This is a genomic window from Rubeoparvulum massiliense (assembly GCF_001049895.1).
Classification (GTDB): domain Bacteria; phylum Bacillota; class Bacilli; order Rubeoparvulales; family Rubeoparvulaceae; genus Rubeoparvulum; species Rubeoparvulum massiliense.
In genome coordinates this window covers 24,096-50,407 of record NZ_CVPE01000006.1, presented here as the reverse complement: position 1 = coordinate 50,407, position 26,312 = coordinate 24,096, and the positions used below count along the sequence as shown (strand labels likewise).

Genomic DNA, 26,312 nt, shown 5'->3' with positions numbered 1-26,312 from the left:
TTTGACATTCTTGTGTGTTTCTCCTTCATCATGATAATTATCCAGCCGTTCATAAAAATAGAAGTGAACAAGGAATGAAAAAACCGCTAGGAGCATTGACTACCATAGCGGGATCATTTTCAGGAATTCCTGCCTTGTGTTTACTTTGAATCGCTTGTTCGCTGCCGTGCTTCACAACGGAAGATGGGTTGCCCCTTGGCCACGAACTTCTCTTCATACTCTGTCATCACCAACTCCATCCCTTCAGGTGTATTACGATGGAGATCGAGAGTAATATTTTGTAGTTTCATGTCACATGTGGCCAATTGATTCAACGTGAATTCAAAGAAATCCTGATTATCTGTTTTGATGTGGATCTCACCTTCTGGTGCTAAGATCCATTGGTAATGCTGGATCATGGTCTCATGGGTTAAGCGCCGCTTTGCGTGCCGCTTCTTCGGCCATGGATCACTAAAATTAAGATAGATCCGAGATAGCTCATCAGGCGCAAAGAGCCGATCTACCTCCATCAAGTTGGCTAATAAACAGACCACATTGGTCAACCCTTGCTCTTCAATCTTCTGAGCCACCTTGAGTAACACCTCTGCATGAAGCTCCACAGCGATATAATTATTCTCTGGATGGCGGGCAGCCAATGTGGTAATAAACTGACCTTTTCCTGAACCGAACTCTGCATGAAGCGGTTGATTCTGAGGAAAGTGATTTTGCCATGCTCCGGGTGTCACTGTCTCTTTCTCATAGGAAAAAGGATAAGCAAGTAACCTCTCCCGTGCTGTTGGATCATGGCGTAAGCGCATAACTCTCCCTCATTTCCCTAAACTGAATTGACTCTTCACTCATTTGGGTGTCGCTAACGACGGCGAGACATCATGATCTGGTTGATCAGATAGATGATGAGCAGAACCAAAAAGATCACTACAAGGATGGGAATGATAATTTGTAAGACAAAGCCTACAATCGCAAAGAACGCGATGATGATCGCAATACCTCCAAGAATATAGAGGGTCTTCTCCATCGGCGTTAATGATTGGAATGGTCGCATCGCCGTGCCTCCTATCTAATTTTGAATCCTTGTGATGAATCGGTCATCGATGATATTCCTAAGTCGTATTATTATATCATATAAAGAGCCACGTTCATACAGCGATGAACGTGGCTTTTTTACTACACTAAAGTAAGCTTTCTTTAATAATTATTTAAATGCTGATAATATTCCTGCCACAAGCGCCATGAGGGCAAATAGACCAAAACTTCCTAAGAAACCAACTAAGCTATCTACCACATCATGCTGCTGAGGATGACTGTTTTCGCTTGGGTTCTCAATCTTCATCTCTTATTCCTCCTCTAACGGTAGCTCTCCTTGCAACAAAGCAGAACTAGCTCCCTTATGCTTTGCTTCTATTGTACCAAATATTGAGAAGGAATCAAGGGAAAAACCCTATTGATGCTTCAGCACGCCATCTTCCTGTAACAGATGGGCAGCGAGATTGAGCTGCTGCTCTACCGCTTCAGGTGAGGTACCACCTTCACTGCGACGAGCTGCCATCACATGTTGGGGCTGGAGAACCACATAGACATCCTCTTGGAACTGTGGTGAGAAGCGTTGGAACTCCTCCATACTGAGATCCAAGAGATACTTACCCTGACTAATGGCATAGAGAACCGTTTCTCCCACAATACGATGGGCTTCACGGAAGGGTATTCCCTTCGTAGCAAGGTAATCGGCAATATCCGTAGCATTGGAATAATCCTTGCAGACAGCTGCTTGCATCTTCTCCTTCTTCACCTTCATGGTGGCTAGCATGCCTGCCAATAATGGTAAAGCACCCTCGAGGGTTTCTACCGTATCAAACATACCCTCTTTATCCTCTTGTAGGTCCTTATTGTAGGCTAAAGGTAATCCCTTCATCACCGTGAGGAGGGAGATGAGATTCCCATAGACACGACCTGTCTTGCCACGGAGTAGTTCAGGTACATCAGGGTTCTTCTTCTGTGGCATGATGCTTGAGCCTGTGCAATAGGCATCATCTAGCTCGATAAATTGGAATTCCTGACTCATCCAGAGGATCAGCTCCTCAGATAGGCGTGAGATATGCATCATGAGCAATGATGCATTGGCCAAAAATTCAATGATAAAGTCTCGATCACTGACTGCATCTAGGCTATTGGGATAGACCTTGGCAAACTGCAGTAGCTCAGCCGTACGTCTGCGGTCGATGGAAAATGTAGTCCCAGCCAAAGCGCCCGCTCCCAATGGTGAGATATTAATCCGTTTCATGCTTTCTTGAAAGCGTTCCTTATCTCGCTGGATCATCCAATAATAAGCTAAAAGATGATGGGCGAAGGAGATGGGCTGTGCCCGTTGAAGATGGGTATAGCCAGGAAGGATGGTCTCCTTATGCTCCACCGCCTGCTCATACAAGGCTAGCTGCACCTGCTGTAGAGCTTCAATGATCCCTTCCACCTTATCTCGCAAATAGAGATGCATATCGGTGGCAACCTGGTCATTCCGACTACGACCTGTATGTAGCTTCCCTGCTACAGGTCCGATGAGCTCATGAAGCTGACGCTCGATATTCATATGAATATCCTCATCTTCAATGGAGAATTGCACCTCGCCCTTCTGCACCTTTTTCTCGATCTGCTGTAAACCTGCTGCAATCTGTTTTGCTTCATCCTGAGGGATAATCCCCGTCTCACCTAGCATCGTCACATGGGCAATGCTCCCTTGGATATCATGGAGCGCCATCTTCTGATCGAATGTGATCGATGCTGTATATTCTTCCACCAAATGATCAGTTGCTTTGGTGAAACGACCACCCCAAAGTTTGCTCATTCTACTTCCTCCCTCTGTTGAACACGAATGTATAAACATGTTTATTTTATTATATTTATACCTTCATGTCCATTCAAATCATATAAAAAAGGGCAGGCATGCCCTCCCAAGCACCCTGCCTTACTACTTGCTTATTGATTAGGCTTGCCTGCTCAAACGATCCGCAATTCTCTCTTGCTCACGAACCTCCATAAACTTCTTGGTCTCTAGTGCCACGACACCAGATAAGCCAATTAACCCGATCAAGTTGGGGAAGGCCATTAACCCATTCATAATATCAGCTAGCGTCCATACCAAATCGATTTTAACTACAGAACCAACAAAGACTACAAGAACAAAGAAGGTACGATAAACCTGAATGGCTCGTTGTGAAGAGAAGAGATATTGGAAGCACTTCTCCCCGTAATAAGCCCATCCGATAATGGTGGAGGAAGCAAAGAAGATAAGACCGATAGTAACCAGATAGGCCCCTGTTGTCCCGATAAAGTTGACGAAGGAGGCGCTGGTAAGCTGCGCTCCTTTCAAGCCAGCTGTATCATATAATCCACTCATAATAATGACCAATCCAGTAACGGTACAGATGATGATCGTATCAATAAAGACCTGGGTCATTGAGACCAGTGCTTGCCGTGCAGGATAATCAGTCTTTGCAGCGGCAGCTGCGATTGGTGCAGAACCGAGACCTGCTTCATTGGAAAAGAGACCGCGGGCTACCCCTTGACGGATTGTCTCTCCTAAAATCCCCCCAGCCACTGCTGAGCCAGTAAACGCATCTTGAAAAATGAGACGAAATGCCTCCGGTACCATTTCCAAATTACCAAAGATAACGATTAATCCACCAACAGTATAGAAGATTGCCATGATGGGCACAAAAAATGCCGTAACACGACCGATGCTCTTAATCCCACCCAAGATGACGAGACCGATGAAGAGCATGAGAATAAGACCTACAACCCAGTATGGAATGTTAAAATCTGCATGGGTCACTTCGGCGATGGAATTGGCTTGTACAAGGTTTCCAATACCAAAGGCAGCAATGGCTCCAAAAATTGCAAAAAGCACACCGAGCCACTTCCAGCCGAGCCCACGTTCAATATAGTACATGGGACCTCCAGCCATCTGGCCTTTTTTATCCACGATCCGATACTTTACGGCGAGTAATGCCTCCGCATACTTGGTTGCCATCCCAAAAACGGCGGACATCCACATCCAGAAGAGGGCACCAGGACCACCAGCAAAGATGGCCGAAGCCACACCTGCAATATTCCCTGTTCCCACCGTTGCTGCAAGAGCAGTAGTCAGTGCTTGATAGTGGGAAATGTCCCCTTTGGACTCCTTGTCTTGCTTAAAGCCAAAGGCTAAACGCATGGCATAAGGTAACATACGAAATTGAATAAAGACGAGACGCAATGTTAGAAAAACACCTGTTCCCACGAGGAGAACGATGAGCGGGAGACCCCAAACGATATCATCAATCGCCTTGAGAATCTCCATAATCCTTTCTTCCAAAATTAACCACTCCTTCAAACAATATTATCAAGCCTCAAAAAGAGTATATGTCTAATTTTCAGAATCTTTCGAGTGAATGTCAAGCATTATTTTTTAAAAATGATAAAAAAGTGCCCAAAGGGCACTTTTATGGACTGGATATTGGATATCCTGGGTATGTCTGGAATTGTTGACCCTGAAAGCCTTGATAGCCAAAGTAGGGCATGGGCTGAGGATAGCGCCTTTGGCACTCTGCAGCCTTCTTACAGTAATGGCAGTATTTTTTATAGGCGTATAGGAACTTTTTATCATCGCAGCACTTATTCCGTTCCATCATCTGATGATAATACTGCGCTTTTTCTAAATATTCCTGACAACTGACGCAATGATACTGACCCATGGTCATCTCTCCTTCCCGTTAGTCTACTCTCAGCGTATGTCCGTGGAAGGGAATTGCCTGTATTCCTACCTACTAACGGAAAAATGGGCAGCACTGCGCCAAAGCTGCTTCAGCTCTGGCAAAGCGATGGCACATAGGATGAGTAGCGTCCCTAGCCATTGCATGCTGGTCACCGTTTCATGTAAGAACAGATGAGATACGATGAGGACCGATGGCATCTCAGCTGAACCAAGAATGGTAGCAAGTCCCCCACCAATATGCGGTGTTCCAATGACGAAGAGTAAGGTTGAGAGCACTGCGCCGATCAAGGCGATACTGATGCTATAGCTCCAAAGTCCATTTACAAAATGCCCGTTCAAGAGATATGTAGGAGGATTTACTATCTGAACCAAGAGTGCTCCTCCTGTTACCATCAGGGTACTACGTAATAGTGAAGGTACACCGATTGCAACGCGGCCACTAAAAAAGATAAAAAATGCATAGCTTACCGCAGAGATCAGCCCGTAGATCACGCCTTTTATGGTTAATTGGTGGAATGAGGCGCCTGTAAGATTGGCAGCAAGAACTGTTCCAACCATAATAAAGGTCAGGGCTAGCCACTTCTCCCTACTTGGAAAGCGTCGCTCCACAATGGCTTCGAGAATCACGCCGATCCAAGTGAATTGAAAGAGTAAAACCACCGCAATGGAGGCAGGTAGTTCCTCCAGTGCATAATAGTAAAAGATCCAAACCGATCCCATGGTAGTACCAGCAAGTAGAAGCTGCATTGCTGACCGGCTAGTAACTTGAATTCTTCCCCGTTGGATTAGAAAAAGAACCACCCACAAGAACAGAGCTCCTAATAAGGCTTGGCTCCCGGTTACCTCTTTTCCAGTAAAACCTGCTTGATAAGCGAACTTGGTAATCGTGGAAAGGAAGCCATAGCAGATCCCTCCACCCAGAACCATCAAACTATATCTCAACTGCATTATCGATCCCTCACTCTGTTCCAATCTTCTCGCTCTCATGCTGTGTCGAGTTGGGAGAATATAAGCTCTTGTAAAGAAAAAGTAGAGCAGCCTGTCACATGGACAGGCTGCAAGCATACTCGCTCAATCACTAAAATTAATTATAGCACGAGATAATCGTAGTGACTAGCAGTTCTTATTTTACTTTTTAATGGCTATTTGTTACTGTTGGGTACTCTTTTTATCGCGATAGAATAAGATTAGGAGCGTTCCAAGAAGAGCAAACACAATTCCTAAAATATAGAGGTCTGTGAAGCTAGCATGGAATACCTCATGAACCAGAGCTTCAATCTGACCAAGTACCTCACTTCGTGCTGGCTCTGGGATAGAAGCAGTCATCTCCTCTAATGCTCCTGCATCAAAATTCATATTTCCACCGGACATCGCTGTGCCTGTCATGCCGCTTGGCATCAGTGTAGAGAGACGACGACCAATCTCTGGACCAACGCCAGCTAACATAGCACCAGCAAGGGTTGGCCCTAAGGAGGTACCGATAGAACGGAACAAGCTTAAGCTAGCTAATGCTGAAGCGGATTCATGCTTATCCACGTTGCGGAACATCATTTCATTAAGTGGTGCGCCAATAACAAGACCGAAACCAAAGCCCATAACAAAGGTAACGATGATAAAGCTAACCACACCACTAACTGCATAGGCCATTCCCAGCGATGATAACCCTACAACCAAGAACCCAGAGAGCATCACAAGCTTCGGGCCACGCTTATGCAGTAGGGCACCACCCACTGGTGCTCCGATCCCTGAAGCAAGGGCCAAAGGCGTCATCAAATAGCCTGCTGTTCCTTTATCAACACCTACCACTGTCTCAGCAAAGAGCGGAACGAAGAACATCACTGACATCAAAAGACCTGTAGATAAACCAACCAGTAAAGTAACTAGCGTATTACGCTGAGTAAAGTACTGAAGATTCAAGATTGGATCCTGTGCTCTTTTCTCCACGAAGATTAAGATGGGAATTAAGAGAAGCACAGCTACAAAATAGCCCCACACATTAATACCCAGCAGGCTACCTACAAGATCATTCCGATCCAAATGGGTAATACCGTACATTAAGCAGAAAATCGCGATACTAACTACCAGTACACCGCCAAGGTCCAAGGGACGTTGCACTGCTTCCCTTGTCTCTTCGATCTTCAAGCTCATCAGGATTAAGATAATGGAGATAGGCACATTGATCAGGAATACCCATTGCCAATCAAAGAAATCGATAATTAATCCACCAAGATTCGGGCCGATCAATGAAGCGATTCCGAAGATGGCGCCCACCATTCCTAGGGCTACACCCCGTTTTTCCGGTGGGAATGTGGCTGCTACCTGTGCATTGGCAATGGGGAAGATCCCTCCGCCACCAATGGCTTGAATGGCCCGCGCTGCCAAAAAGAGATAAAAGTTACCGGTCGTACCTGCAACGAATGAGCCTAAGCCAAACAATCCTACACCAACCATGAAGAGACGTTTACGACCATAACGGTCAGCTAATTTCCCCATAATGGGAATACTAACAGCATAAGATAATGTATAAATGGTTAGACCCCAAACTGCGAGATTATATTCAATCCCAAAGCCTTCCGCGATAGAGCTAAACGTAGGTGTAATAATCCCCTGATCGAGAGCACCCATAAAGACTCCAAGTAAGAAGGTTACCAAGATGTACTTCTGTTTCTTATCCATCCTTTAATCACCTCAAATAAATCTATGAATAGCATGACCAACAAACCTGATAATAAATCCGTGAACGTGTGTTCATGGTGTAAGATTATCATTCTCAATCTCATCTGTCAATAATAATGATTAACAAAAAAGCCGGCGAACTTATCATACAATGTTCGCCGGCACTTTTTAAAATCGCTTCTTCTCAACTCTTCGATTAGCCACCAATTCGTTGATCCAGCAGATAGGCCAAGACCAGACGAGCAGTGTTCACCATGGCATCTTGATGGGTCCGTTCATTGGCGTGAGAGGCATCCACACCAGGTCCAATCAGTCCATGAACCAAATCGTGACCTGAGCGCATGGCTGCACTTGCATCAGAGCCGTAATAGGGGTAGATATCCACCTGATAGTAGAGCTCCTCCTGCTTGGCCAGCTCGACCAAGCGCTTCCGTAAGCCATAATGGTAAGGACCTGATGAATCCTTCGCACAGATGGAGACACAATGCTCATCCGTGGTTTGCCCTTCCCCAATGGCTCCCATATCTACTGAGAGATACTCGACGACACGCTCTGGAATATTGGAATTCCCACCATAGCCGATCTCTTCATTATTGCTAAACAGAATATGAGTGGTATAGGGTAAGGCGATCTTCTCTTCTTGTAAATATTTCATCACGCCTAATAAGATGGCAGCACTTGCCTTATCATCGATGTGACGAGATTTAATATAGCCGCTCTCCGTCACCTGGGTTCGGGGATCAAAACTCACAAAATCCCCTACAGCAATGCCCAATGCCCGTACCTCATCAGCATTCTTCACATCCACATCGAGACGAACCTCCATATTATCATCACTTCGTTCCATGCTACCTGCGTCTTTATAGACGTGGACAGAGGCATGCTTCAAAAGGATGGTACCTGTAAAGCGTTGACCATCCGATGTCTCTACCTCTACATATTCTCCCTCCACCGCATTCCAACGGAAACCGCCGATCATGGAGAGTAATAGACGTCCATTGGATTTAATCTCCTTTACCATCGCACCTAGTGTATCCACATGGGCTGTGAGAAAGCGCTGTTGCTCATCATTCACCCCAGGCAAGGTAAGGAGTAAGCCTCCTTTATGATTACGTCTTGTTTCTACGCCTAACTGCTTGCATGTTTGCTCTAACCATGCGATAGCACGTCCCGTATTGCCTGTAGGACTAGGAATGGATGTTAACTTCACTAACGCATTCACCATATATTCCACTGATATGGCCACGACTGACACGTCCTCTCCCTATGGAATTAGAATGGAAAAATGATATGTACCATTATCCACCTTTCCCTCCCCTTTGTAAACGGGAGAGAAGACACCCTGCTAATGTTCTATTTACTCCCCTTGTCCCATATATATGGAGTGAAATATGAGGATATATGCAAAGTTCCATGATAGCGAGGGGGAATAAAATGAGAAACAAACAGAAGCAAAAAACAGGCTTTCGGCTGCTTGAGCATGGAACAAGACTACGGATCATGATGCTCCTCTTTTTACTTCATCTCATCCCTCTGTATGGCTTATTACAATGGCTTCCCTTCTCCAATGAGCCCATCGCCGTGGTGAAGTTCTTCCCCCTTGATTCAGAGCGATACTTCACCGACTTTACCACCCATCTTAGCTTTCAGCCCCGCCAAGGAAACCGCTATGATATGGAGCTAGCTACCACCTCGAAAACCAATGAGCCTGCCTACCTTCGTCAAGATGTGGCTCTTCTCTATGAAGATGGAGAATTGATTGGTAAGTTATTTAATTGGAAGGAGAATACCGCTACTCTAGTTCAATCCGTAAAGGAGGAAGCCGCCAACCCCCATCGCTTTGATGCCATAACCTATCATCATGCGGAGTTCCATGAGAATGATCAGATCACCGGTCAACAAGCCCTCTCTGCTGATACGCGCTATGTAATCGCTGCCCCTGAGAAGAAAGGTGCCCTTCACTCCTTTAGTCAGGCTGTTACGCCAGAAGAGCAGAGCTGGAAAGTGGTCTTTGACCGCCAGCTGCAAAAGAAGCTGCAGAAGGTCTTGCAGCAAGCCATTGAAAGCTTCAAGCTTCATGGCGATGAATATGAAGTGATTCCCCTTACAGCATTGAATAGCTATCTCAAGCAGCCCCTACCTGGTCTTACCATGAAGCAAAGCATGGAAGCCATCGGTCGCCTCTGGGAAGGACTCTATCACTATCTCGTTGTCGGTGCTAATGAAGAAGGGACGGCCTCTACCATTGGTAGTACCATCCCTCTCATTTTAATTCATCGTTCTGGTTCCCATCTCCTCGTTATTTATCAGACCAAGGATGGGAAACTACATCAGCTACGGCAGGAGATCCCTGCATCATAGGAGCCGTGGTCGAGGAAAGATCACAAAGTCAGCCCGACCTTCAATATCTGAGATCGCAATGAGACCGAAATAGCGGCTATCCATACTACCGCCAAAATGACGATTATCGCCGAGGACAAAGACATGCCCAGGTGTCACGGTAATCGGATCCATATCACCATTTTCCACGATGACATCGGTATATACTTCGTCTAATTTCTCCCCGTTACGATAGACATAGCCATCACGGATCTCAATTACATCGCCAGGTGTGCCAATAACCCGCTTGATTAAATAGCGTTTTTCAAGACTGAATGGCTCCGGAAAAACCACGATATCTTCATGCTTAGGCTCATTAAAATAGTAAGGAACGCGATTGAGGAAAAGCCGTTCATGATTCTCAAGGGTTGGTTGCATCGATGTTCCTTGTACAACGCTGACTGTAAAGACAGTATTGACAATGATCAACGTGATCACTACTGCGATCACAAGGGATTTTATCCAACTGATAATTTCACGTTTCACTGATTCACGCATACAAAAGCCTCCAATATACACACTCTACATTTTTGTCGCACTCGATTATAGCATATTGCTCCCGAGAATTTGAACCATCTATTGACCCGATTCGTCGCTGGAGTTATTTAACTTTTGATCCACATTTAACTCAACAAGTCGCAATTTTGCTTGAAGTCCCATGGATTCGTTAGGCTCCATGCGTAGAACCTGCTCTAGTGCTGAGCGTTCCTTCTCTACGTCCTTCAGCTCTTTATACGTATAAGAGAGAAGAAAATAATGATTGGGTAACTTTTCAGTTTGCTCATCGGCTAAGTATCCTTCAAGAAACTGTCTAGCCCCCTCTGCATCTCCCGTATTCAGCAGCGATAATCCATAAAATAAGCTTACCTGTGGATCCTGCCTTAATGCAGGATCTTTTTCAAGCATTTTTTCAAAGCTTACCTTCGCGCTAGCAAAGTCCCCATCTGTTAATGCTTGATGGCCAGTACGGTAGAGGTAATCTGCACTCTCTTTATACTCATTGGTTCCTAAGACCGTTCCGCCACCAAGGAAGATGATGAGAAGCAATGCTGCAAGAATTCGTTGAATCTGCTGACGTTCACGGGGGAGACCAACGAGGAAGGCTGCGAGAAAGCCTACGATTAAGCCCCCTAAGTGGGCGAAATTGTCGATCCCGGGAACGATAAAGCCAATGCTTAGGTTGAGCCCTACCATGACGAGAACATCAAAGCCGATGGTGTTCATAAAAGCTTGGCGATTGCGAAGTCCAAAATAGAGTAAGGCACCGAGTAAGCCAAAAACAGCGCCAGAGGCACCAGCAGAAATGGCCGATGAAAAAATGAAACTGGCTACGTTTCCGCCGATTCCTGCAATGAGATAGATCAAGACAAAGCGTTGACTACCATACATTCTTTCCACTAAGGAGCCCAGTACATATAAGGCCATACTGTTAAACATCAAGTGGTAAATCCCAATATGGAGGAACATCGGTGTAAAGAGTCGCCACCACTCCCCTTCTACAATCAGGGGATTCACCTTGGCACCAAAACGGATCAATGTCTCTGTATTGGTGCTTCCACCATTGATAGAAAGCACAAAGAACATCAAAATATTAAATACAAGAAAGGCGTAGGTTAAGGTTGTATGCTTCTGGATTACTTCAATCTGCCGATTCTTACGGTGCTGCTTCTCGCTCTCCAGGGATTGCTGCTGTAAACGGTGAACATATTCATCCACCGATCGCTCAGAATAATGCTGGAGTAGATAACTTAACTGTTCAGGAGCACAATGGAGCGAGTAAAGGATTTGACCCTGACCGATGTATTTCTGCGCTTCCCAATCAAGAAGGCCTACCTGTAAATTGTTTACCCCATCCGTCGCAAAACCTTCCTGTACATAGGAACGGATATCAGGTAATGGCGATTGATTAAAAAGATAGAGATTGAGTGCATCGTAGCGTCGTGCTTGAAACGCTTGACAGAGACGGAGACTAGCAGCTTGCATCTCTGCCCGCTCACGCTCCATTACCTGTCTCCACATATGATCGACCATGGAGATTCTTATGTATTGTAAAGAGATCTGATTTTTTGCCACAAGGTGAAAAATCGGGTATTGCTCCTCACCAGGACGCCGTTCCACTTGTATAAGCTGATAGCCCTTCTCTTCCACCAACATTGCCACTAAAGCCCAAGCGAAATGGTTAGATGGTTGTTCCACCTGCTTAGCCACCTCCAAGTAAAGCCCTCATCGTTCTTGATTCTTACTATTAATAGTAGCATTAATCCCTTTGGAACTGCTAGGGGTAACTGGGAAGGAAATTTTACATTTCGCTTTACTCACCTGCACATTCTCTCTCGTGGAACTATGCTTGCTACCCTGAATTATGGTATAATATTTCTTAACTCTTTATACGCTCTATGCACAGATGGGTTGCATTTTTATGCCCGCTGTGTAACAAAAATATGTAAGATTGTGGGGATGAATTTTGAGTAAGCAAGAAAAAGATGAGATTGACCCGCTTCAGGAAACGAAGAAAGGAAATGGCAACGGTAAGAGGACAGGAGTAAAAGTAAAGAAGAAAAGCTTTATTACACGCTGGAGTATCATTATTTCCATTTGGACCTTTTTTACTGCCGTTGGAATTAGCACGATCAGCGAATTACTGCTACGTAACTCCTCATTACTTATCGCTTTCTTTACCATTCTACTAATCGTTCTTGTAGGAACACTGGCTGACATTGTAGCTGTCGCTGTAACCGCGGCAGATGTGAAGCCCTTTGCAGCTATGGCTGCCAATCGTGTTTTCGGAGCAAAGCAAGCAATCTCTATCGTTCAGAATGCTGAGAAGTACAATAATTTTTTTGCTGATGTGGTAGGTGACGTTGCTGGTTATATTTCTGGTACTGCCGGGGCGGCCGTGGTCTTTCAAATCATCGCACTCAGTGATGAGCTTACCACTTATCAATCCGTTGTCTCCATTTTTATTGCTGGTTTAATCAGCTCCGCGATTGTAGGTACGAAGGCAGTAGGTAAAAACATCGCACTCACCTACAGTACAGAGATCATCCTAACTGTAAGCCGGGTAATCACCTTCTTTAAGCAATTACTACCCTCTGCAAAAAATGGAAATGGTAATTCTTCCAACAATAAACGAGCAAAGTAGTCCTTACTGAGCTCATCGAGATAAATGAGATAATTGGTCCAAAAAAGCAGGCTATTCATTATGAATAACCTGCTTTTTATTATCTCTCAATCAAATTATGCTGCTTGATGATGCTTACGGTTAATCGATGTGCTTATACTTAAGATGACGATGACAAAGAGAAGAGGTACTGAATAACGTGCATATGGAATCATCGCAAAGAAGGATGCCAATTTCATTTCGGCTACAATCATTTTGCCTGCTGTCCAAGCGAGGATTGCACCACCGATATAGATGATAATAGGAAAGCGATCCATCAGCTTTAGGATCAGGAAGCTACCCCATAGAATGATCGGCACACTGACAAGCAAGCCTAGAATGATTAAGCCCCAGTGACCATTGGATGCACCAGCGATGGCTAAGACATTGTCCAGCCCCATGATCACATCTGCGGTAATGATAATTCGAATGGCTTCTCCCAGCGATCCACCTTCCTTAACCTTCATTCCCTTATCTTTATGTTCCACCAGTAGCTTAAAGGCGATAGCCACAAGAAGGATGCCTCCGACTACATGGAGATATGGTAATTCCAACATTTTTACTGCTACAATTGCTAAAGTTCCCCGTACAGCAACAGCACCGAAGGTTCCGTAGAAAATAGCCTTCTTGCGAAGATGAGGGTCTAAGCGCTTGCTAGCCATGGCGATAATGACTGCATTATCTCCACCTAGTACAATGTCTAACATGATGATGCTAAATAATGCCCAGACTAACTCCAGATTTGACACACTGCTTCTTCCTTTCTGCGTCCAATGTTGTAACCATTTCTGAAAAAGATTCGCTCTTCATAGTCTTTCCAGCTTGCAATGAATTCAACAGGAGAAAGATTGTCCAAATAAAAAGACCCTTATCAACGTTAAACGTGATAAAGGTCTTGCTAACAACTTTACGCTGCCAACATAACCGAGGATGGAACACATCCTGAGATTGACGATTATGCTGTAAAAGCTACTCCCCTTTGCATCTAGAAAAGCTATTCGATTGAAAAATTGATATAATATTATATTACTACTTGACAAGCATATAAACAAGGGTATGATTAAACAAAAATGAAGCGTTAATTCCATCCATTATCATCTACTTTTTTGTCTGAGCTTGTAATAGAATAAGGTTGATTGACTAGAGAGGAGGTTAAAGCATGGATCTAATTATGCTATGGGGGATGGCTTTCATCCTGTTCGTTGGGATCGTTACCTTACTGCTGCGCGCTCACCATAATACCAAGGTACCTAGCGTCAACCATGTTAACTTAAAAGTAGGTGAACGCAAAGAAAGATTACACATTCTCCATCTATCTGACCTCCATATGGAGCATATCTCCATCTCACCTGAAGAAATCTTTCAAATGGTGGGAACAGAGCCTATCGATCTCATCGCCCTCACTGGCGATTATCTAGAGAAGGAGAGTAGCATTACGAAGTTCGCTTCCTATCTCGAGGTATTACAACGCTTACAACCAAAATACGGAATCTACGCCGTATGGGGCAACCATGATTATAAGCTTTCATCTACAATGATGCTCCAGCTCGAACAAGTGATGAAAGCATACGATGTCGTATTACTGGTCAACGAGAATCGTACCATCTGGATCGATGAGGAGCCACTACAAATTGTTGGTATTGATGATGCCTACTCTGGACATGATGATATCGTTAGTTCCTTCCAAGGTGTGATCAATCATCCACGGATGCTAACCATTGTACTCACCCATGATCCCCACACCGTCTGGGATTTAAAACGCTACCACTATCATTATTTGCTCTGCGGCCATTTTCATGGCGGTCAGATTAACTGGCCCCGTCCCTATCACCTCGCCAAGATGGGTCCCATGTGGCGAGAGGATATTATCAAAGGGCTTCACTACTATAATGACCGTGCATTCTATATCAATGAAGGCTTGGGTCAAACAGGGGTAAATATTCGCCTTCGTTCTCGCCCAGAAATCACGCTACATCAGATTTATTAATCGTAATTAGTCATCTCCTGCTCCCTCCTAGGTAGGTGGGAGCCTTTGTAATTTTAAAGAGACCAGCCAATATTTACTACCTTTTTTTGCCTCCATGAAGTTGACATTTTCCATAGTTTGGACTAATAATATAAAATAACAAGTTCTAAATGAGGTGAAAACATGTATCAGCAGAGTACAGAGGTCATTACCAGTACCAGTAATGATTCCCTGATTGAACGAGTATTACGAGGAGTAGGAATCGCCTTCCTTTTAACCATGTTAGGGATGGTTGCCTCCTATTTTGTTTTTGGACAGAATATTCAATTGGCCAATCAATTTGGAATGATCGCTGGCTTTATCGGCTTAGGATTGTTATTATTCACATATTTTATTCGTAAGTCTTCAGCCATCAGCTACAAATTTGTTTGGACTTTTGCTGTAATCGAGGGCTTTGCCATCTATCCTCTGATCTTTATCTACACGCAGGTACTCGGTGGCGCCATTGTTACAGCATGCTTTGGTCTTGCGTCAGCCATCTTTATCGGTCTCTCCATCTACGCCTGGAAATCGAAACGTGATTTTACCTTTATGGGTTCCATGCTAATGGTTACTTTAATCGTCTTGATCATTGCTGGCATCGCTAATATTTTCCTCAGTCTGTCTGCGCTAGGGACGATCATCGCTGCTGTATCGCTCATCGTCTTCAGTGGATTCATCCTCTATGATGTTTCCATTCTGAAGCAAACAGGCTTTACAGAAGCGATGATTCCCGCTTTAATCCTAAGCATGTATTTAAATTTCATTAATATCTTCCTTGATTTACTCCGCTTAGCTTGGGCATTATTCGCCGATGAATAATTGAATAACACATCAACAGAGAGGGGATGAATCATCCCCTCTTTTCTTCTGCCTACTTTTTCTCTACAATAGTGTATGGGCCGATCATTACTAGTCCATGCTACATAATAAAGACATCGCATACGAGGGAGGAAACGACATGAAAATCGCATTACCCATTGAAAACAAGCAGATCTTCCAGCATTTTGGCCGTAGTCCACAATTTATTATCTATACGGTTGAAGATAATAAAATAACAGAGCAAGAGTTCGTAAGCACCCAAGACTTAGCCCATCAGCATCAAGCATTAGCTCAGTTCTTTGTGAACCGTGGTGTTGAGGTCCTCATTGTAGGCGGAATTGGTGCAGGTGCTCAGGCACCATTAAAAGCAGCTGGCATTCAAGTGGTGAATGGTGCTACTGGCGATGTGGAAGAGAATTTACACGCCTACCTCCGTGGCGAGCTTCAACCTAAGGAAGGACATTCCTGTGGTTGTGGAGGTCACGACCATGATCATCACCATCATGATCATGATCATGATCACGATCATGACCATGGTAATCGTATCATCTAAATGATAAAGCAAAAAGCTGTACCACCATTTATTATTGGTGGTCTTCTTTTTCTCGCCCTCCTGCTCTTCGTTTTTATGACCCAACACGCGGTGAATCGATGGGTGTTGTTCCTCGATGCTTGGGCTTTACACGTTTTTGAGCCTTATCAATCACTGGCGTTTACCAGCTTCGCCAAAGGCATTTCATTCTTAGGCAGTGCTAAATTTGAGATATCGTTTTTTCTGCTTTTCACCATTTATGTGTTGTTGATCCACCACCAGAAGCGCCCACCTTTGCTACTATTTCTGGCCCTACTTGGTGGTTGGCTCTTTAATGCTTGGCTTAAGTCGCTATTCCATCGAACCCGCCCTTCTATCATGGCCCTTGTTGAAGAGACAGGTTACAGCTTCCCCAGCGGTCACGCCATGGTAGGAACCGCTTTTTATGGCATGATGGCTTACCTGCTCTGGCATCATCTCAAGCTGCAGGGAAAACCTGCATTCTGGGTTCTTCCTTCCTTTGGACTCTTCATTATCCTAATGGGTCTCTCACGGGTTTATCTCGGTGTTCACTATGGAAGTGATGTTTTAGCTGGATTTGCTGCAGGGTTCCTATGGATCCTCCTCATCTTGCTCGGTGAATATGGATATAAAAAGAGGTAAGATCATCTCATGACGATCTTACCTCTTTCTTACGATTACTTGAAATGCTCGCTTTGCAACTCATTCATTCCCTTGAGGTGGCAACTAAGGGGGTCATCCAATCCTTTAAGAATGATGAGAATGCCTCAGGTAACTGATCATGAATCGGCGAGTGAACCGATTCCTTCCCCCAACATGTTCCATGATAGAGCAGAACCATGGAGTCACAAAGGTACTGGATCTCCGCATAGTCATGACTGATAAAGAGCGTCGTCGTCTTCGTCTCCTTCAAGATTCGTTGGAAATCTCGGAGGATGGAACGACGCGTTGGTAAATCGAGGGCGGAGAATGGTTCATCCAAAAAAAGCAGCTTCGGTTGATACACCATGGCGCGAGCCAGACTCACCCGCTGTGCTTCTCCCCCAGAGAGGGTACGGGCATGCCGCATGGCCAAATGCGCCACCCCAAACTGCTCCAGCCAATATTGCACCTGATCCTCCCGCTCTTTTCGTGAGATATGGCGCATTTTTAAGGGTAACCCAACATTCTGCGCCACAGTCCCATCTAGCATCAAGGGTTGTTGAAAGACGAGGGCAAGCTCACGTCGCTCCGCTAAGCTCACCTGACCTGGCCATACTTGACGATTATCAAGGAGAATCCTCCCAGTGGTAGGAGGATCCAATAAGGCTAAGGCCTTGATTAGCGTACTCTTCCCTGCCCCATTAGGGCCAACCACACCGACGATCTCTCCAGCAGCGATCTGCAGTTGTGGTACTTGAAGAATGGTTCGTTCACCTTTACAAACCTGAAGCTCTTCTGCTTGTAAGATCATTGAACTCATCGCTGTACCTCCCGCTGCTGTAACAAGGTTAAGAAAAAGGTGACGAGAAAGGCCAATAGTAATAGGATGATGGAAATTCCAATGGCCACGTCGGTATTCCCTTTCGAGGTTTCCATCACAGTAGCTGTGGTTAATACGCGGGAGTACCCCTTAATATTACCCCCGACCATCTGTGACGCCCCTACCTCAGAGATCGCTGCACCAAAGCCAGAAATAATGGCAGCAAGAATGGAATAACGAGCCTCACGGATAATCAACCAATGAGACTGCCAGCGCGTTGCTCCCAGCGCGCGAACCTGTAACTGTAGATTCGGATCCACCTGCATGATAGCAGCCATCGTCAGTCCAGTAATAACAGGTGTAGCAATAATCACCTGTGCAATCACAATGGCCGTTGGAGTATAGAGTAAATGTAAGAACCCCAACGGGCCATTACGAGCCAAGAAGATAAAGACCCATAGTCCCACAACAACAGGTGGAAAACCCATGGCTGTGTTCACCACACTGACGAAGAGGCGGCGGCCAGGAAACTTCACCCTCGCAAGAAAGAGACCAAAAGGGATGCCAATTAAGAGACTAATCAGAGTTGCTGAGCCAGAAACCCGTAGGGTCAGCCAGGTAATGGCATAGATTTCTGGATCCCCTGTGATTATCATGCGAAACGCTTCCACTAAACCGTTCCAAATCATCTCCATCGTTTATTTCCTTCCTGCCATTGGTTCGCTTCTTTTACTCTCCCTTACCTGCGTCTGGGAAGAAGAGAGGTTGACCGAATTTATCTACACCGAATTGGCCGATTACATCTTGGATTTCTGGATCTACCATGAACTCAACAAAGGCTTGGGCAGCATCTCCTTTGATCATGTCAGATTTCTCAGGGTTGACTTGCATAACATGGTAGATGTTCAATAGCTCTTGGTCACCCTCAACCAAGATGGCTAAATCCAATTCTGATTGTAAAGCAAGATAGGTTGCACGGTCTGTTAAGGTATAGCCCATCTTATCAGAAGCGATCCGTAGTGTTGCACCCATACCTTGTCCAGCTTCTTGATACCAAGTACCTGCTGGTTCGATGGTTGCTACTTTCCAAAGGGATAATTCCATTTTATGCGTACCAGAATCATCACCACGGGAAACGAAGATATTTTCGCTCTTCGCGATCTCTTGGAAAGCCTCGGTTACAGTCTTACCGCTAACTTTTGCTGGATCATCCTTAGGTCCAACGATGATAAAGTCATTATGCATTACCAATTGACGATTGATAACATCACCATTGTCTACTAATTCTTGCTCTGATGCAGGTGCATGCACAAGTAAAACATCAGCTTCACCTGCTACACCCATTTCTAATGCCTTACCTGTACCTACAGCGATGGTCTTAACCATGGCACCTGTCTTCTCTTCAAACATTGGAACGAGAACATCCAATAAGCCTGAGTCCTGTGTACTTGTCGTTGTTGCAAGAATCAACTCCGTGCCAGTAAGATCTGGTGTTTCTGTAGCTTCTGCTGGAGTGGTCTGCTCCGTCTGATTAGCAGTTGTATTTGTTTCTGTATTCTGTCCTTCGTCTTTACTACCACAACCTACTGCCATCCCCATGGTGAATACGAAAATCAAGGCTAAGATGGCGAACTTATAACCACGTATATTCTGTAGCTTCATGTTAGTCTACCTCCCCTATTAATTGACCACTCATACTTGTGTCGTAGCCACCAAGTGCTTCAATCTGTTGCCGTAATACGCTCGATTGTAACACCTGCAGCAATGGCTGCCAGCGGCTACTTTGATAAAACTCCTTACGCATAATAAAATCATAGCGTTCTTGTACCAAAGGGATGAAGTCTAATCCCACTGCACGAGCAGCGCTTTCACTGCCTAAGCCAAAATCTGCTTCGCCACGAACAATGGCTGTTGCTACCCCGTAGTGATTTAATTCCTCTCGGTCATAGCCACGAATTCCTTCACTAGGAATGCCTCGTTTTTTTCGCTGATAATCCAGTTGAATCCGCGTACCAGAGCCCCGCTGACGATTCACAAAGCGCAAATTCTCTCTTTGTAAATCCTCCCAGCCTTGAAGCTGCTGAGGATTGCCATTGGGAACGATCCAGCCTAACTGGCGCAAGACGAATTGGACGACCACCATCTTCTCTCCAGTACATAAACGTTGAACGAAGGGAAGGTTGTACTCTCCCGTTTCCTCGTCAAAGAGGTGACACCCTGCTAGATCAGCATTTCCATAATACAGGTTGATCAGGCCTTCCATACTACCGATAACCGCTGGGATAATCAGCGAAGTGGGGGAATGCTGATGTAAAGAAGTGACTAGCAGATCGACTGCAAGATCATGGCTCCCCATCAACATGATGGGCTGAATTCCTCGCGTCGTTATGGGCAATTGCTGGGAGACTTGTTCCGTAATCGGTACATTGATCTGAGTCGGTTCATTTTTCTGTCTCTGGACGAACTCCTCTAGATCCTGGGAATCAATCCTCATCTTGCGACCAATACGGCTCGCTACCAACTCTCCACGCTTTACCATCTCATATACTGTATACTTGGAAATCTTTAGCACATGTGCCACTTCTTCAGGAGTTAACAGTTTCCGTTCCATGCCCTTCTCTCTCCTTCCGTTCAATCTCAACTTACCCATTAGACATTTTTTTGTCAATAGTTTTTGTCGATTTTCGTTCTATTTTGTTTGTTTTCATTTGTTTTCGTTTGTTTTCGTTTGTTCTTGTTAGCTTTTGTTGCTTGTTTTCTCGTAGCATGAAGAATACTCCTCATCTCAACGGTAAAAATAACTGTGCCTATCATGTCTATCTTCATCCTCTTTTTCATTGTATCAGTATTGAACCATGATCTTCTACCTTACATAGAGTAAAGATAGGTGTTTTTCCCACCCACCCCATTGACAAAGTAATATGACTGATACAGCAACAAGATTAGGAAAGCGAAGAGGAGGTGAGCAGGTGAAGATCAGCTATCGCAAGCGAATTCCAGAACAGGATGATCTGTACCTATTACAGCTTAGCCAACAGTATCTATCCCACTACCTACCAGCCTGGATGTGGAAGAACCAAGCTTTTCTTCAGGAGTTGAATCGCTCCAGTCGTGTCATCATTCTACTTGGTCCAGAACAACAGACCATCGGCTATGTGGCCTATAGCTGGATTTCAAAGAGTCAGGTTCATTTTGATTATGCCGTGATCGAGGGAACTTATCAGGGAAAAGGTTATGCTCGACAGGGGTTAGAGGCGTTGAAGCAATATTTAAAAGGAAAGGGAGCTACCTCTATACACCTCTATGTACATGGGAAGAATAAGCATGCCATGACCATCTATTACCAACTGGGATTCCGCTTACGGCAACGTCCTACTTTTCTACGACCTACATACTGGATGGAAATGTCAATCTAGATGATTCCCTTTCATACCCCACTTGTCCCCATGTGTTCATTGTCCTACTCCCTTTGGGTATGGTACAATGCCAAAGGATGCATATGACGTTATCCCGCAATAGTAGAGAGAAAGTGGTGATCACGATGAACCGGAACTTAACCATTGACGAACTTGTCCTCCGTGTTGTTCGTCTGTTGAAAACCAATAAAAAGGGTGAGCTGATTCAGCTAGTGAAGCAGCTTCAGCCCTATGATATTGCGGAAGTCTATCTGCAGTTGCCCAAGAAATATCAGGTGCGTTTTCTCCTGGACCTTGAACCTGTCCAGGCCATGTACTGCATGCAAGAGCTAGAGCCTCAAGAACAATTGAAGGTACTGAATCGCTTAGGCATCGAAAAAGCCGCAACCATCTTGGACTTAATGCAAAACGATGACCTGGCTGACCTCTTTAGTGAAATGCAGGTTGAAAGCATCGATGACTTCCTGCAGGCGATGAAAACAGAAGAATCTGCTCATGTTAAGAATCTACTCCGCTATCCAGGTGATACCGCAGGTGGCTTGATGACCAACCGCTTCGTCTGGATTAAGGATAGCTATACCGTGCGGGAGGCCGTTGATAAGCTCAAGCAATTCGTGGATATGGCGGAGACCTTGAATTATCTTTATGTATTGAACTGTCAGGATCAGCTTGTAGGCGTAGTCTCCTACCGTGACCTCCTAATTGCTGATCTTCAAGATAAAATATCTGATATCATGCTAACGCGGGTGATTTCCGTTCATGTAGATATGGACCAAGAAGAAGTAGCGAAGATGGTAGAACGCTATGACTTCGTCGCCATTCCCGTCGTGGATCATGAGGATCACCTCATCGGGATCATCACCGTTGACGATATCATCGACGTTGTGATCGAAGAGTTTAACGAGGATATTGAGCGGTTATCTGCTTCAGGGAAGCAGATCGACTTTAATACCAGTGCCTTTACTGCTGCGGCACGCCGTCTTCCCTGGTTGGTCCTCCTCCTTTTTATCGGACTTGTCTCAGGGAACATCATGAGTCATTTTGGCTCCACTATCGAGCAGGTCGTGGCCCTCTCTTATTTCATGCCTATGATCGCTGGGATGACTGGGAACACAGGGACTCAATCATTGGCTGTGGTTGTACGGGGTATGATTACCAGTGATATGGATCGAAAAACCATTCTTCATTTGATCTGGCGTGAATTTGGTGTTGGTCTGATTATTGGTGCTGTCTGTGGTACATTGATCGCAACCATTGCCTATGTTTGGCTAGGAAATCTCTATTTAGGATTAGTCGTCGGACTCTCCTTATTACTCACTCTGATCGTAGGAACGCTAGCAGGTACGGTGATCCCCTTGGCACTGCACTTTCTTAAGGTAGATCCTGCTATCGCTTCTGGCCCGTTGATCACCACCCTCAACGATATCTTTTCATTGACGATCTATTTCAGCACTGCCACCTATTTTCTCACCCATCTATTATAAAAAAAAGCCAACCATTATACGGTTGGCTTTGTATGTTTCATCATGATCTCATAAAAAAGCGGATAGGAGATCTGTAAAGCAGAAGCACCTGCCATGGTTGAAGGTGAATCAGCTAGTGCAGCAGCCACCATCAGCGCCATGCCAATGCGGTGATCACCATGGGAATCCAGCGCTGCGCCATGAAGCTGTTGTGGTCCTTCAATGATAAAGCCATCCGGTAGTTCCTCGATGGTGACTCCCATCTTCCTTAACTCTTGAGCCATCACAGCGATACGATCGCTCTCCTTTACTCGAAGCTCCTGGGCATCTCGTACCACAGTCCACCCTTCTGCCTGTGTTGCCATCACTGCCAGAATTGGAAGCTCATCGATGAGACGTGGGATGATGGCTCCTCCTACCTCCACACCATGTAAGGAACTGAACCGCACCTCCATTTGAGCAGCTGGCTCCGCCGCTTGGTCTATCTCATATCTAATCTTCCCGCCCATGGCCAACGCCACATCCAGTAGACCAGTCCGTGTTGGATTGCACCCCACATTCTCCACGATGAGATGACTTCCTGGCAATAGGAGTCCGGCAGCGAGCAGAAAAGCAGCAGAGGAGAAATCACCTGGTACAAAGAGCTCGGCTCCCTCCCACTGATAATCGCCAGCAGGAAGCCGTACACCCTGTGGTAGAATCTCCAGGGGAATACCTAGTTCTTGGAAGATTCGTTCTGTATGATCGCGGGATTGCTGTGGCTCCTCCACAACAACATCCCCATCTGTAAACAAGCCTGCTAGAAGTAGAGCTGATTTCACCTGAGCACTAGCTACTGGTGAACGGTAGTGAATGCCCCGTAATGAACCACCACGAATGGCTAAGGGAGGGTATTCGCCGCCTTGACGCCCATCAATTTGCGCCCCCATCTGCCGTAGCGGCTCAGCTACCCGCTTCATCGGACGATGGTTTAATGAGCTATCTCCAGCCAGTACTGCATGGAAGGGCTGACCTGCTAAAATCCCTAGCATCAAGCGCATGGTCGTACCGGAATTGCCCACATCCAATAGTTGAGCAGGTTCTTGAAGATACTTCCCTTTCCCTTCAATGCGTAGTATGCCATCCTCATTCAAGTCAAGCTGACGTCCTAATTGGCGAAAAAGTTCCATCGTATGTAAGGTATCTGCACTTTGGAGAAAACCATGGACCCGTGTTACTCCCTGGCCGAGGGCACCCATCATCACAGCGCGATGGCTGATAGACTTATCTCCAGGAACCTGAACCCTTCCTTGTAATGCTTGGCGTGGTGATAATGTTAACACAGGCTTACTCCTCCTTTTGAAATGTCTGAAGAATCTGCAGCACCTCTTCCTCTGCGATCCCCGTGGTGATCTCCATTCTCCCCCAATCTCGGGGAAGCACAAAACGAATCTGACCAGCATGATTCTTTTTATCGCGAAGCATCAAGTGAAAAAGCTCCTGTGGTGGGAAGTGAGATGGAATGGAGCAAGGAAGCTGAAAGCGTTGAAGCAACTGGATCAATGGCTCCTTCCCCTGGAATCCAAGACGACTTTCTGCCAGCTGAGCCGCCATCGCCATCCCCACTGCAATGGCTTCACCATGGAGCCATTCATAATGGGAATACTGTTCAATGGCGTGGCCAAATGTATGGCCAAAATTAAGATAGGCGCGTATTCCCTGCTCATGGGGGTCAGCTGCAACGATCCTCGCTTTGACCGCAGAGGCGCGCCAGAGGGCTTCAACCATGGTGGCATCATCCAATGCAAGGAGAGATTCTACATGATCCTCCAACCAATGGAATAAATCCGTACCCTCCAAGACACCATGCTTCACCATCTCAGCAAAGCCACTATTGCGCTCCCGTGCGGGGAGGGTATGTAAGGTAGATGTATCATAGAGCACAAACAAGGGATTGTGAAATTGACCGATCAGATTCTTACCGAGGGGATGATTGATGGCCACTTTGCCACCGATACTGCTATCATGGGCGAGAATGGTCGTAGGTAATTGCACAAAAGGAATGCCTCGCATATAGACAGAGGCAGCAAACCCCGTCAGATCTCCGATCATTCCACCGCCTAAAGCAAGCATAAGAGAATGGCGGTCTAGCCCTGCTTCAATGGCATGGGTTAGAATCCCATCAAGCTCCTGCCAGGACTTGCTCTCCTCCCCTGCTGAAACCACATGGGTACAATAAGAAAAACCTTCTATTTGTAAGCTTTGCTCCACAGTCTTCAGATAATGAGGCGCAACATGGGAATCGGTCACCACCATGATCTTGGAGGTGATTGTAACATGATGCTCCTGTAAGTACGCCCCGATCTGCTCTAAGAGCTGATTCCCGATATAGATAGGATAAGTACCCTCTTGGCTTGCAATACGTAACTCCTTCATCGTATCACCCTCTAGTATTCCTGAACTTGTTAATATTCCTGGACTTGTTGAAGATACCATTGATAAGCAGCAGCTACTTCTCCATAAGAGTCGCCATGGAACTTATCAAAGAAGGCATTCCCAATCTCCCACGCTACCACATGCTCTGCAACAATACTGGCAGCAGGCACTGCACATGCATCGGAGCGTTCTACACTAGCAGCAAAGGGCTCCTTTGAATCGATGTCCACACTCCTAAGTGGCTTATAGAGGGTGGGAATTGGCTTCATCACTGCCCGTATTCGAATGGGCTCACCATTGCTCATGCCACCTTCAATTCCGCCGGCATGATTGGTGAGATGATAGAACCCTTTCCCTTCCTCCCAGGCAATTTCATCATGAGCTTCTGATCCTGGACGATGGGCTAACTCAAAGCCATCTCCAATCTCTACACCCTTAAACGCCTGAATGCTAAGAATGGCTTGGGCTAAACGACCGTCTAGCTTCCGATCCCATTGAACAAAGCTGCCCAATCCTGGAGGAAGATGAAGAACCTGCACCTCTACCAGGCCGCCTAAGGAATCACCAGCAGCCTTCGCTGCATCAATTCGCTGTATCATCTGCTGGGCTGCCTCTTCATCAAGACAACGTACAGGTGAAGCAGTCACCTGCTTCTGCCATCGCATCTGCTCTTCGGAGCTAAGGGGCTGCAAGCTCCAGTTGCTCTCATCCACAACCCCACCGATGGCTAGGACACGGCTAAGAAATTGAATCTGGAAGGGACGAAGTAATTCCTTCATCAGCGCTCCTACAGCTACGCGAATGGCGGTCTCACGAGCACTAGCCCGTTCTAACACATTGCGAAGATCCCGATGTTGATACTTCAGTCCGCCGGTTAAGTCGGCATGACCGGGGCGGGGTTTACTTACCCGGCGTTGTTCAGGATCAAACTCCTCTTGAACCAAGGGTGACATCACATGCTGCCAATGGGTATAATCACGGTTGATGATCGCAAGGGTGATGGGACTTCCTGTGGTGACACCATTGCGTATCCCCGATAGGATCTCCACCTGATCCTGTTCAATCTCCATGCGCCGTCCACGACCATATCCACCTTGCCGAGCACGTAAGGCTTCATTGATTCTCTCCACATCGATTTGAAAGTGACTAGGTACTCCCTCAATAATGGCCGTCAATTGCGGACCGTGGGATTCACCTGCTGTTAACATGCGCATTCC

27 protein-coding genes are annotated in these 26,312 nt (G+C 45.8%); 8 read left to right on the top strand and 19 right to left on the bottom strand.

The window, feature by feature from the left end; translation table 11 throughout:
• Window positions 1-140 precede the first annotated feature (140 nt).
• From trmB to BN1691_RS08020, 9 genes are all read right to left on the bottom strand, one after another.
• Window positions 141-797, bottom strand: a complete 657-nt coding sequence (trmB, locus tag BN1691_RS08055; RefSeq protein ID WP_048601744.1) for a tRNA (guanosine(46)-N7)-methyltransferase TrmB — start codon at window positions 795-797, stop codon at window positions 141-143.
• Between the two features lie 53 nt (window positions 798-850).
• Window positions 851-1,042 (bottom strand): hypothetical protein, encoded by a 192-nt coding sequence (locus BN1691_RS08050; RefSeq protein WP_048601743.1) that lies wholly within the window; start codon window positions 1,040-1,042, stop codon window positions 851-853.
• A gap of 150 nt (window positions 1,043-1,192) precedes the next feature.
• A complete protein-coding gene (locus tag BN1691_RS14405) occupies window positions 1,193-1,330 on the bottom strand; it encodes a YqzM family protein (RefSeq protein WP_147545783.1) in 138 nt (45 codons plus the stop codon).
• Between the two features lie 108 nt (window positions 1,331-1,438).
• Window positions 1,439-2,836 carry an argininosuccinate lyase gene (argH, locus tag BN1691_RS08045; protein WP_048601742.1) on the bottom strand — a complete coding sequence of 466 codons (1,398 nt, stop codon included), beginning with the start codon at window positions 2,834-2,836 and terminating at the stop codon, window positions 1,439-1,441.
• Between the two features lie 138 nt (window positions 2,837-2,974).
• Window positions 2,975-4,330, bottom strand: a complete 1,356-nt coding sequence (locus BN1691_RS08040; protein WP_048602733.1) for an alanine/glycine:cation symporter family protein — start codon at window positions 4,328-4,330, stop codon at window positions 2,975-2,977.
• 142 nt (window positions 4,331-4,472) lie between these two features.
• A complete protein-coding gene (locus BN1691_RS08035) occupies window positions 4,473-4,724 on the bottom strand; it encodes a hypothetical protein (RefSeq protein WP_048601741.1) in 252 nt (83 codons plus the stop codon).
• A gap of 65 nt (window positions 4,725-4,789) precedes the next feature.
• Window positions 4,790-5,692: an EamA family transporter gene (locus BN1691_RS08030; protein WP_048601740.1), complete on the bottom strand. Its 903-nt coding sequence runs from the start codon at window positions 5,690-5,692 to the stop codon at window positions 4,790-4,792.
• A 201-nt stretch (window positions 5,693-5,893) separates the two neighbouring features.
• On the bottom strand, window positions 5,894-7,420 hold the full coding sequence (locus BN1691_RS08025) for an MFS transporter (protein WP_048601739.1): 1,527 nt from the start codon (window positions 7,418-7,420) through the stop codon (window positions 5,894-5,896).
• A 196-nt stretch (window positions 7,421-7,616) separates the two neighbouring features.
• On the bottom strand, window positions 7,617-8,666 hold the full coding sequence (locus tag BN1691_RS08020; protein WP_390621638.1) for a M42 family metallopeptidase: 1,050 nt from the start codon (window positions 8,664-8,666) through the stop codon (window positions 7,617-7,619).
• 188 nt (window positions 8,667-8,854) lie between these two features.
• On the opposite strand from BN1691_RS08020, the gene BN1691_RS08015 reads away from it, so the two are divergent.
• Window positions 8,855-9,781, top strand: coding sequence for a hypothetical protein (locus tag BN1691_RS08015; RefSeq protein ID WP_048601738.1), 927 nt, complete (start codon window positions 8,855-8,857; stop codon window positions 9,779-9,781).
• On the opposite strand, the gene lepB is transcribed toward BN1691_RS08015, so the two are convergent.
• Both lepB and BN1691_RS14865 read right to left on the bottom strand, forming a co-directional pair.
• Complete coding sequence (gene lepB, locus BN1691_RS08010) at window positions 9,776-10,297, bottom strand: signal peptidase I (protein ID WP_048601737.1); 522 nt, start codon at window positions 10,295-10,297, stop codon at window positions 9,776-9,778. The two genes, BN1691_RS08015 and lepB, sit on opposite strands and share 6 nt — an antisense overlap.
• A 78-nt stretch (window positions 10,298-10,375) precedes the next feature.
• Window positions 10,376-11,995 (bottom strand): rhomboid family intramembrane serine protease, encoded by a 1,620-nt coding sequence (locus BN1691_RS14865; protein WP_147545780.1) that lies wholly within the window; start codon window positions 11,993-11,995, stop codon window positions 10,376-10,378.
• Between the two features lie 268 nt (window positions 11,996-12,263).
• Between BN1691_RS14865 and BN1691_RS08000 the strand changes: the two genes are divergently transcribed.
• The gene (locus tag BN1691_RS08000; RefSeq protein ID WP_048601735.1) at window positions 12,264-12,941 is read left to right on the top strand and encodes a hypothetical protein; all 678 of its coding nucleotides are present in this window, start codon (window positions 12,264-12,266) and stop codon (window positions 12,939-12,941) included.
• A 95-nt stretch (window positions 12,942-13,036) separates the two neighbouring features.
• On the opposite strand, the gene BN1691_RS07995 is transcribed toward BN1691_RS08000, so the two are convergent.
• Window positions 13,037-13,708, bottom strand: a complete 672-nt coding sequence (locus tag BN1691_RS07995; protein ID WP_231638371.1) for a TerC family protein — start codon at window positions 13,706-13,708, stop codon at window positions 13,037-13,039.
• A gap of 410 nt (window positions 13,709-14,118) precedes the next feature.
• On the opposite strand from BN1691_RS07995, the gene BN1691_RS07990 reads away from it, so the two are divergent.
• The 4 genes from BN1691_RS07990 to BN1691_RS07975 all read left to right on the top strand — a co-directional run bounded on the left by BN1691_RS07990 (window position 14,119) and on the right by BN1691_RS07975 (window position 16,981).
• Window positions 14,119-14,946 (top strand): metallophosphoesterase, encoded by an 828-nt coding sequence (locus tag BN1691_RS07990; RefSeq protein ID WP_076850157.1) that lies wholly within the window; start codon window positions 14,119-14,121, stop codon window positions 14,944-14,946.
• Between the two features lie 162 nt (window positions 14,947-15,108).
• Window positions 15,109-15,786, top strand: coding sequence for a Bax inhibitor-1/YccA family protein (locus BN1691_RS07985; RefSeq protein WP_048601734.1), 678 nt, complete (start codon window positions 15,109-15,111; stop codon window positions 15,784-15,786).
• A 139-nt stretch (window positions 15,787-15,925) separates the two neighbouring features.
• Window positions 15,926-16,339 carry a NifB/NifX family molybdenum-iron cluster-binding protein gene (locus BN1691_RS07980; RefSeq protein ID WP_053083728.1) on the top strand — a complete coding sequence of 138 codons (414 nt, stop codon included), beginning with the start codon at window positions 15,926-15,928 and terminating at the stop codon, window positions 16,337-16,339.
• Entirely contained in the window at window positions 16,340-16,981 is a 642-nt protein-coding gene (locus tag BN1691_RS07975) for a phosphatase PAP2 family protein (protein ID WP_048601733.1), read from the top strand.
• A gap of 64 nt (window positions 16,982-17,045) precedes the next feature.
• Here the strand turns inward: BN1691_RS07975 and BN1691_RS07970 are convergent, their stop codons facing one another.
• From BN1691_RS07970 to BN1691_RS07955, 4 genes are read right to left on the bottom strand one after another with little or no spacing between them, the layout of a single operon-like run.
• The gene (locus tag BN1691_RS07970) at window positions 17,046-17,801 is read right to left on the bottom strand and encodes an ABC transporter ATP-binding protein (protein WP_076850155.1); all 756 of its coding nucleotides are present in this window, start codon (window positions 17,799-17,801) and stop codon (window positions 17,046-17,048) included.
• Window positions 17,798-18,496, bottom strand: a complete 699-nt coding sequence (locus BN1691_RS07965; protein ID WP_048601732.1) for an ABC transporter permease — start codon at window positions 18,494-18,496, stop codon at window positions 17,798-17,800. Before BN1691_RS07965 ends, BN1691_RS07970 begins: the two co-directional genes overlap by 4 nt.
• A 34-nt stretch (window positions 18,497-18,530) precedes the next feature.
• Complete coding sequence (locus BN1691_RS07960; protein WP_048601731.1) at window positions 18,531-19,463, bottom strand: ABC transporter substrate-binding protein; 933 nt, start codon at window positions 19,461-19,463, stop codon at window positions 18,531-18,533.
• A 1-nt stretch (window position 19,464) separates the two neighbouring features.
• Window positions 19,465-20,412, bottom strand: coding sequence for a helix-turn-helix transcriptional regulator (locus tag BN1691_RS07955; RefSeq protein ID WP_048601730.1), 948 nt, complete (start codon window positions 20,410-20,412; stop codon window positions 19,465-19,467).
• Window positions 20,413-20,770: 358 nt separating this feature from the next.
• Between BN1691_RS07955 and BN1691_RS07950 the strand changes: the two genes are divergently transcribed.
• Together BN1691_RS07950 and mgtE are read left to right on the top strand one after the other, a co-directional pair.
• Window positions 20,771-21,217 (top strand): GNAT family N-acetyltransferase, encoded by a 447-nt coding sequence (locus tag BN1691_RS07950; RefSeq protein ID WP_048601729.1) that lies wholly within the window; start codon window positions 20,771-20,773, stop codon window positions 21,215-21,217.
• 125 nt (window positions 21,218-21,342) lie between these two features.
• On the top strand, window positions 21,343-22,701 hold the full coding sequence (gene mgtE / locus BN1691_RS07945; protein ID WP_048601728.1) for a magnesium transporter: 1,359 nt from the start codon (window positions 21,343-21,345) through the stop codon (window positions 22,699-22,701).
• Between the two features lie 14 nt (window positions 22,702-22,715).
• Here mgtE and aroA read toward each other — a convergent pair whose 3' ends face one another.
• Genes aroA through aroC form a run of 3 tightly spaced genes read right to left on the bottom strand, consistent with a single transcriptional unit; the run spans window position 22,716 to window position 26,309 of the window.
• Window positions 22,716-24,002, bottom strand: coding sequence for a 3-phosphoshikimate 1-carboxyvinyltransferase (gene aroA, locus BN1691_RS07940; protein ID WP_048601727.1), 1,287 nt, complete (start codon window positions 24,000-24,002; stop codon window positions 22,716-22,718).
• 4 nt (window positions 24,003-24,006) lie between these two features.
• Window positions 24,007-25,095: a 3-dehydroquinate synthase gene (gene aroB, locus BN1691_RS07935; RefSeq protein WP_048601726.1), complete on the bottom strand. Its 1,089-nt coding sequence runs from the start codon at window positions 25,093-25,095 to the stop codon at window positions 24,007-24,009.
• A gap of 29 nt (window positions 25,096-25,124) precedes the next feature.
• The gene (aroC, locus tag BN1691_RS07930; RefSeq protein ID WP_048601725.1) at window positions 25,125-26,309 is read right to left on the bottom strand and encodes a chorismate synthase; all 1,185 of its coding nucleotides are present in this window, start codon (window positions 26,307-26,309) and stop codon (window positions 25,125-25,127) included.
• Window positions 26,310-26,312 lie beyond the last annotated feature (3 nt).

What these genes read in the sequence shown, in the direction of transcription:
- trmB (WP_048601744.1), bottom strand. Translation starts at nt 797, where the DNA reads ATGCGCTTACGCCATGATCCAACAGCACGGGAGAGGTTACTTGCTTAT.
- BN1691_RS08050 (WP_048601743.1), bottom strand. Translation starts at nt 1,042, where the DNA reads ATGCGACCATTCCAATCATTAACGCCGATGGAGAAGACCCTCTATATT.
- BN1691_RS14405 (WP_147545783.1), bottom strand. Translation starts at nt 1,330, where the DNA reads ATGAAGATTGAGAACCCAAGCGAAAACAGTCATCCTCAGCAGCATGAT.
- argH (WP_048601742.1), bottom strand. Translation starts at nt 2,836, where the DNA reads ATGAGCAAACTTTGGGGTGGTCGTTTCACCAAAGCAACTGATCATTTG.
- BN1691_RS08040 (WP_048602733.1), bottom strand. Translation starts at nt 4,330, where the DNA reads ATGGAGATTCTCAAGGCGATTGATGATATCGTTTGGGGTCTCCCGCTC.
- BN1691_RS08035 (WP_048601741.1), bottom strand. Translation starts at nt 4,724, where the DNA reads ATGGGTCAGTATCATTGCGTCAGTTGTCAGGAATATTTAGAAAAAGCG.
- BN1691_RS08030 (WP_048601740.1), bottom strand. Translation starts at nt 5,692, where the DNA reads ATGCAGTTGAGATATAGTTTGATGGTTCTGGGTGGAGGGATCTGCTAT.
- BN1691_RS08025 (WP_048601739.1), bottom strand. Translation starts at nt 7,420, where the DNA reads ATGGATAAGAAACAGAAGTACATCTTGGTAACCTTCTTACTTGGAGTC.
- BN1691_RS08015 (WP_048601738.1), top strand. Translation starts at nt 8,855, where the DNA reads ATGAGAAACAAACAGAAGCAAAAAACAGGCTTTCGGCTGCTTGAGCAT.
- lepB (WP_048601737.1), bottom strand. Translation starts at nt 10,297, where the DNA reads ATGCGTGAATCAGTGAAACGTGAAATTATCAGTTGGATAAAATCCCTT.
- BN1691_RS07990 (WP_076850157.1), top strand. Translation starts at nt 14,119, where the DNA reads ATGGATCTAATTATGCTATGGGGGATGGCTTTCATCCTGTTCGTTGGG.
- BN1691_RS07985 (WP_048601734.1), top strand. Translation starts at nt 15,109, where the DNA reads ATGTATCAGCAGAGTACAGAGGTCATTACCAGTACCAGTAATGATTCC.
- BN1691_RS07980 (WP_053083728.1), top strand. Translation starts at nt 15,926, where the DNA reads ATGAAAATCGCATTACCCATTGAAAACAAGCAGATCTTCCAGCATTTT.
- BN1691_RS07975 (WP_048601733.1), top strand. Translation starts at nt 16,340, where the DNA reads ATGATAAAGCAAAAAGCTGTACCACCATTTATTATTGGTGGTCTTCTT.
- BN1691_RS07970 (WP_076850155.1), bottom strand. Translation starts at nt 17,801, where the DNA reads ATGAGTTCAATGATCTTACAAGCAGAAGAGCTTCAGGTTTGTAAAGGT.
- BN1691_RS07965 (WP_048601732.1), bottom strand. Translation starts at nt 18,496, where the DNA reads ATGGAGATGATTTGGAACGGTTTAGTGGAAGCGTTTCGCATGATAATC.
- BN1691_RS07960 (WP_048601731.1), bottom strand. Translation starts at nt 19,463, where the DNA reads ATGAAGCTACAGAATATACGTGGTTATAAGTTCGCCATCTTAGCCTTG.
- BN1691_RS07955 (WP_048601730.1), bottom strand. Translation starts at nt 20,412, where the DNA reads ATGGAACGGAAACTGTTAACTCCTGAAGAAGTGGCACATGTGCTAAAG.
- mgtE (WP_048601728.1), top strand. Translation starts at nt 21,343, where the DNA reads ATGAACCGGAACTTAACCATTGACGAACTTGTCCTCCGTGTTGTTCGT.
- aroB (WP_048601726.1), bottom strand. Translation starts at nt 25,095, where the DNA reads ATGAAGGAGTTACGTATTGCAAGCCAAGAGGGTACTTATCCTATCTAT.
- aroC (WP_048601725.1), bottom strand. Translation starts at nt 26,309, where the DNA reads ATGCGCATGTTAACAGCAGGTGAATCCCACGGTCCGCAATTGACGGCC.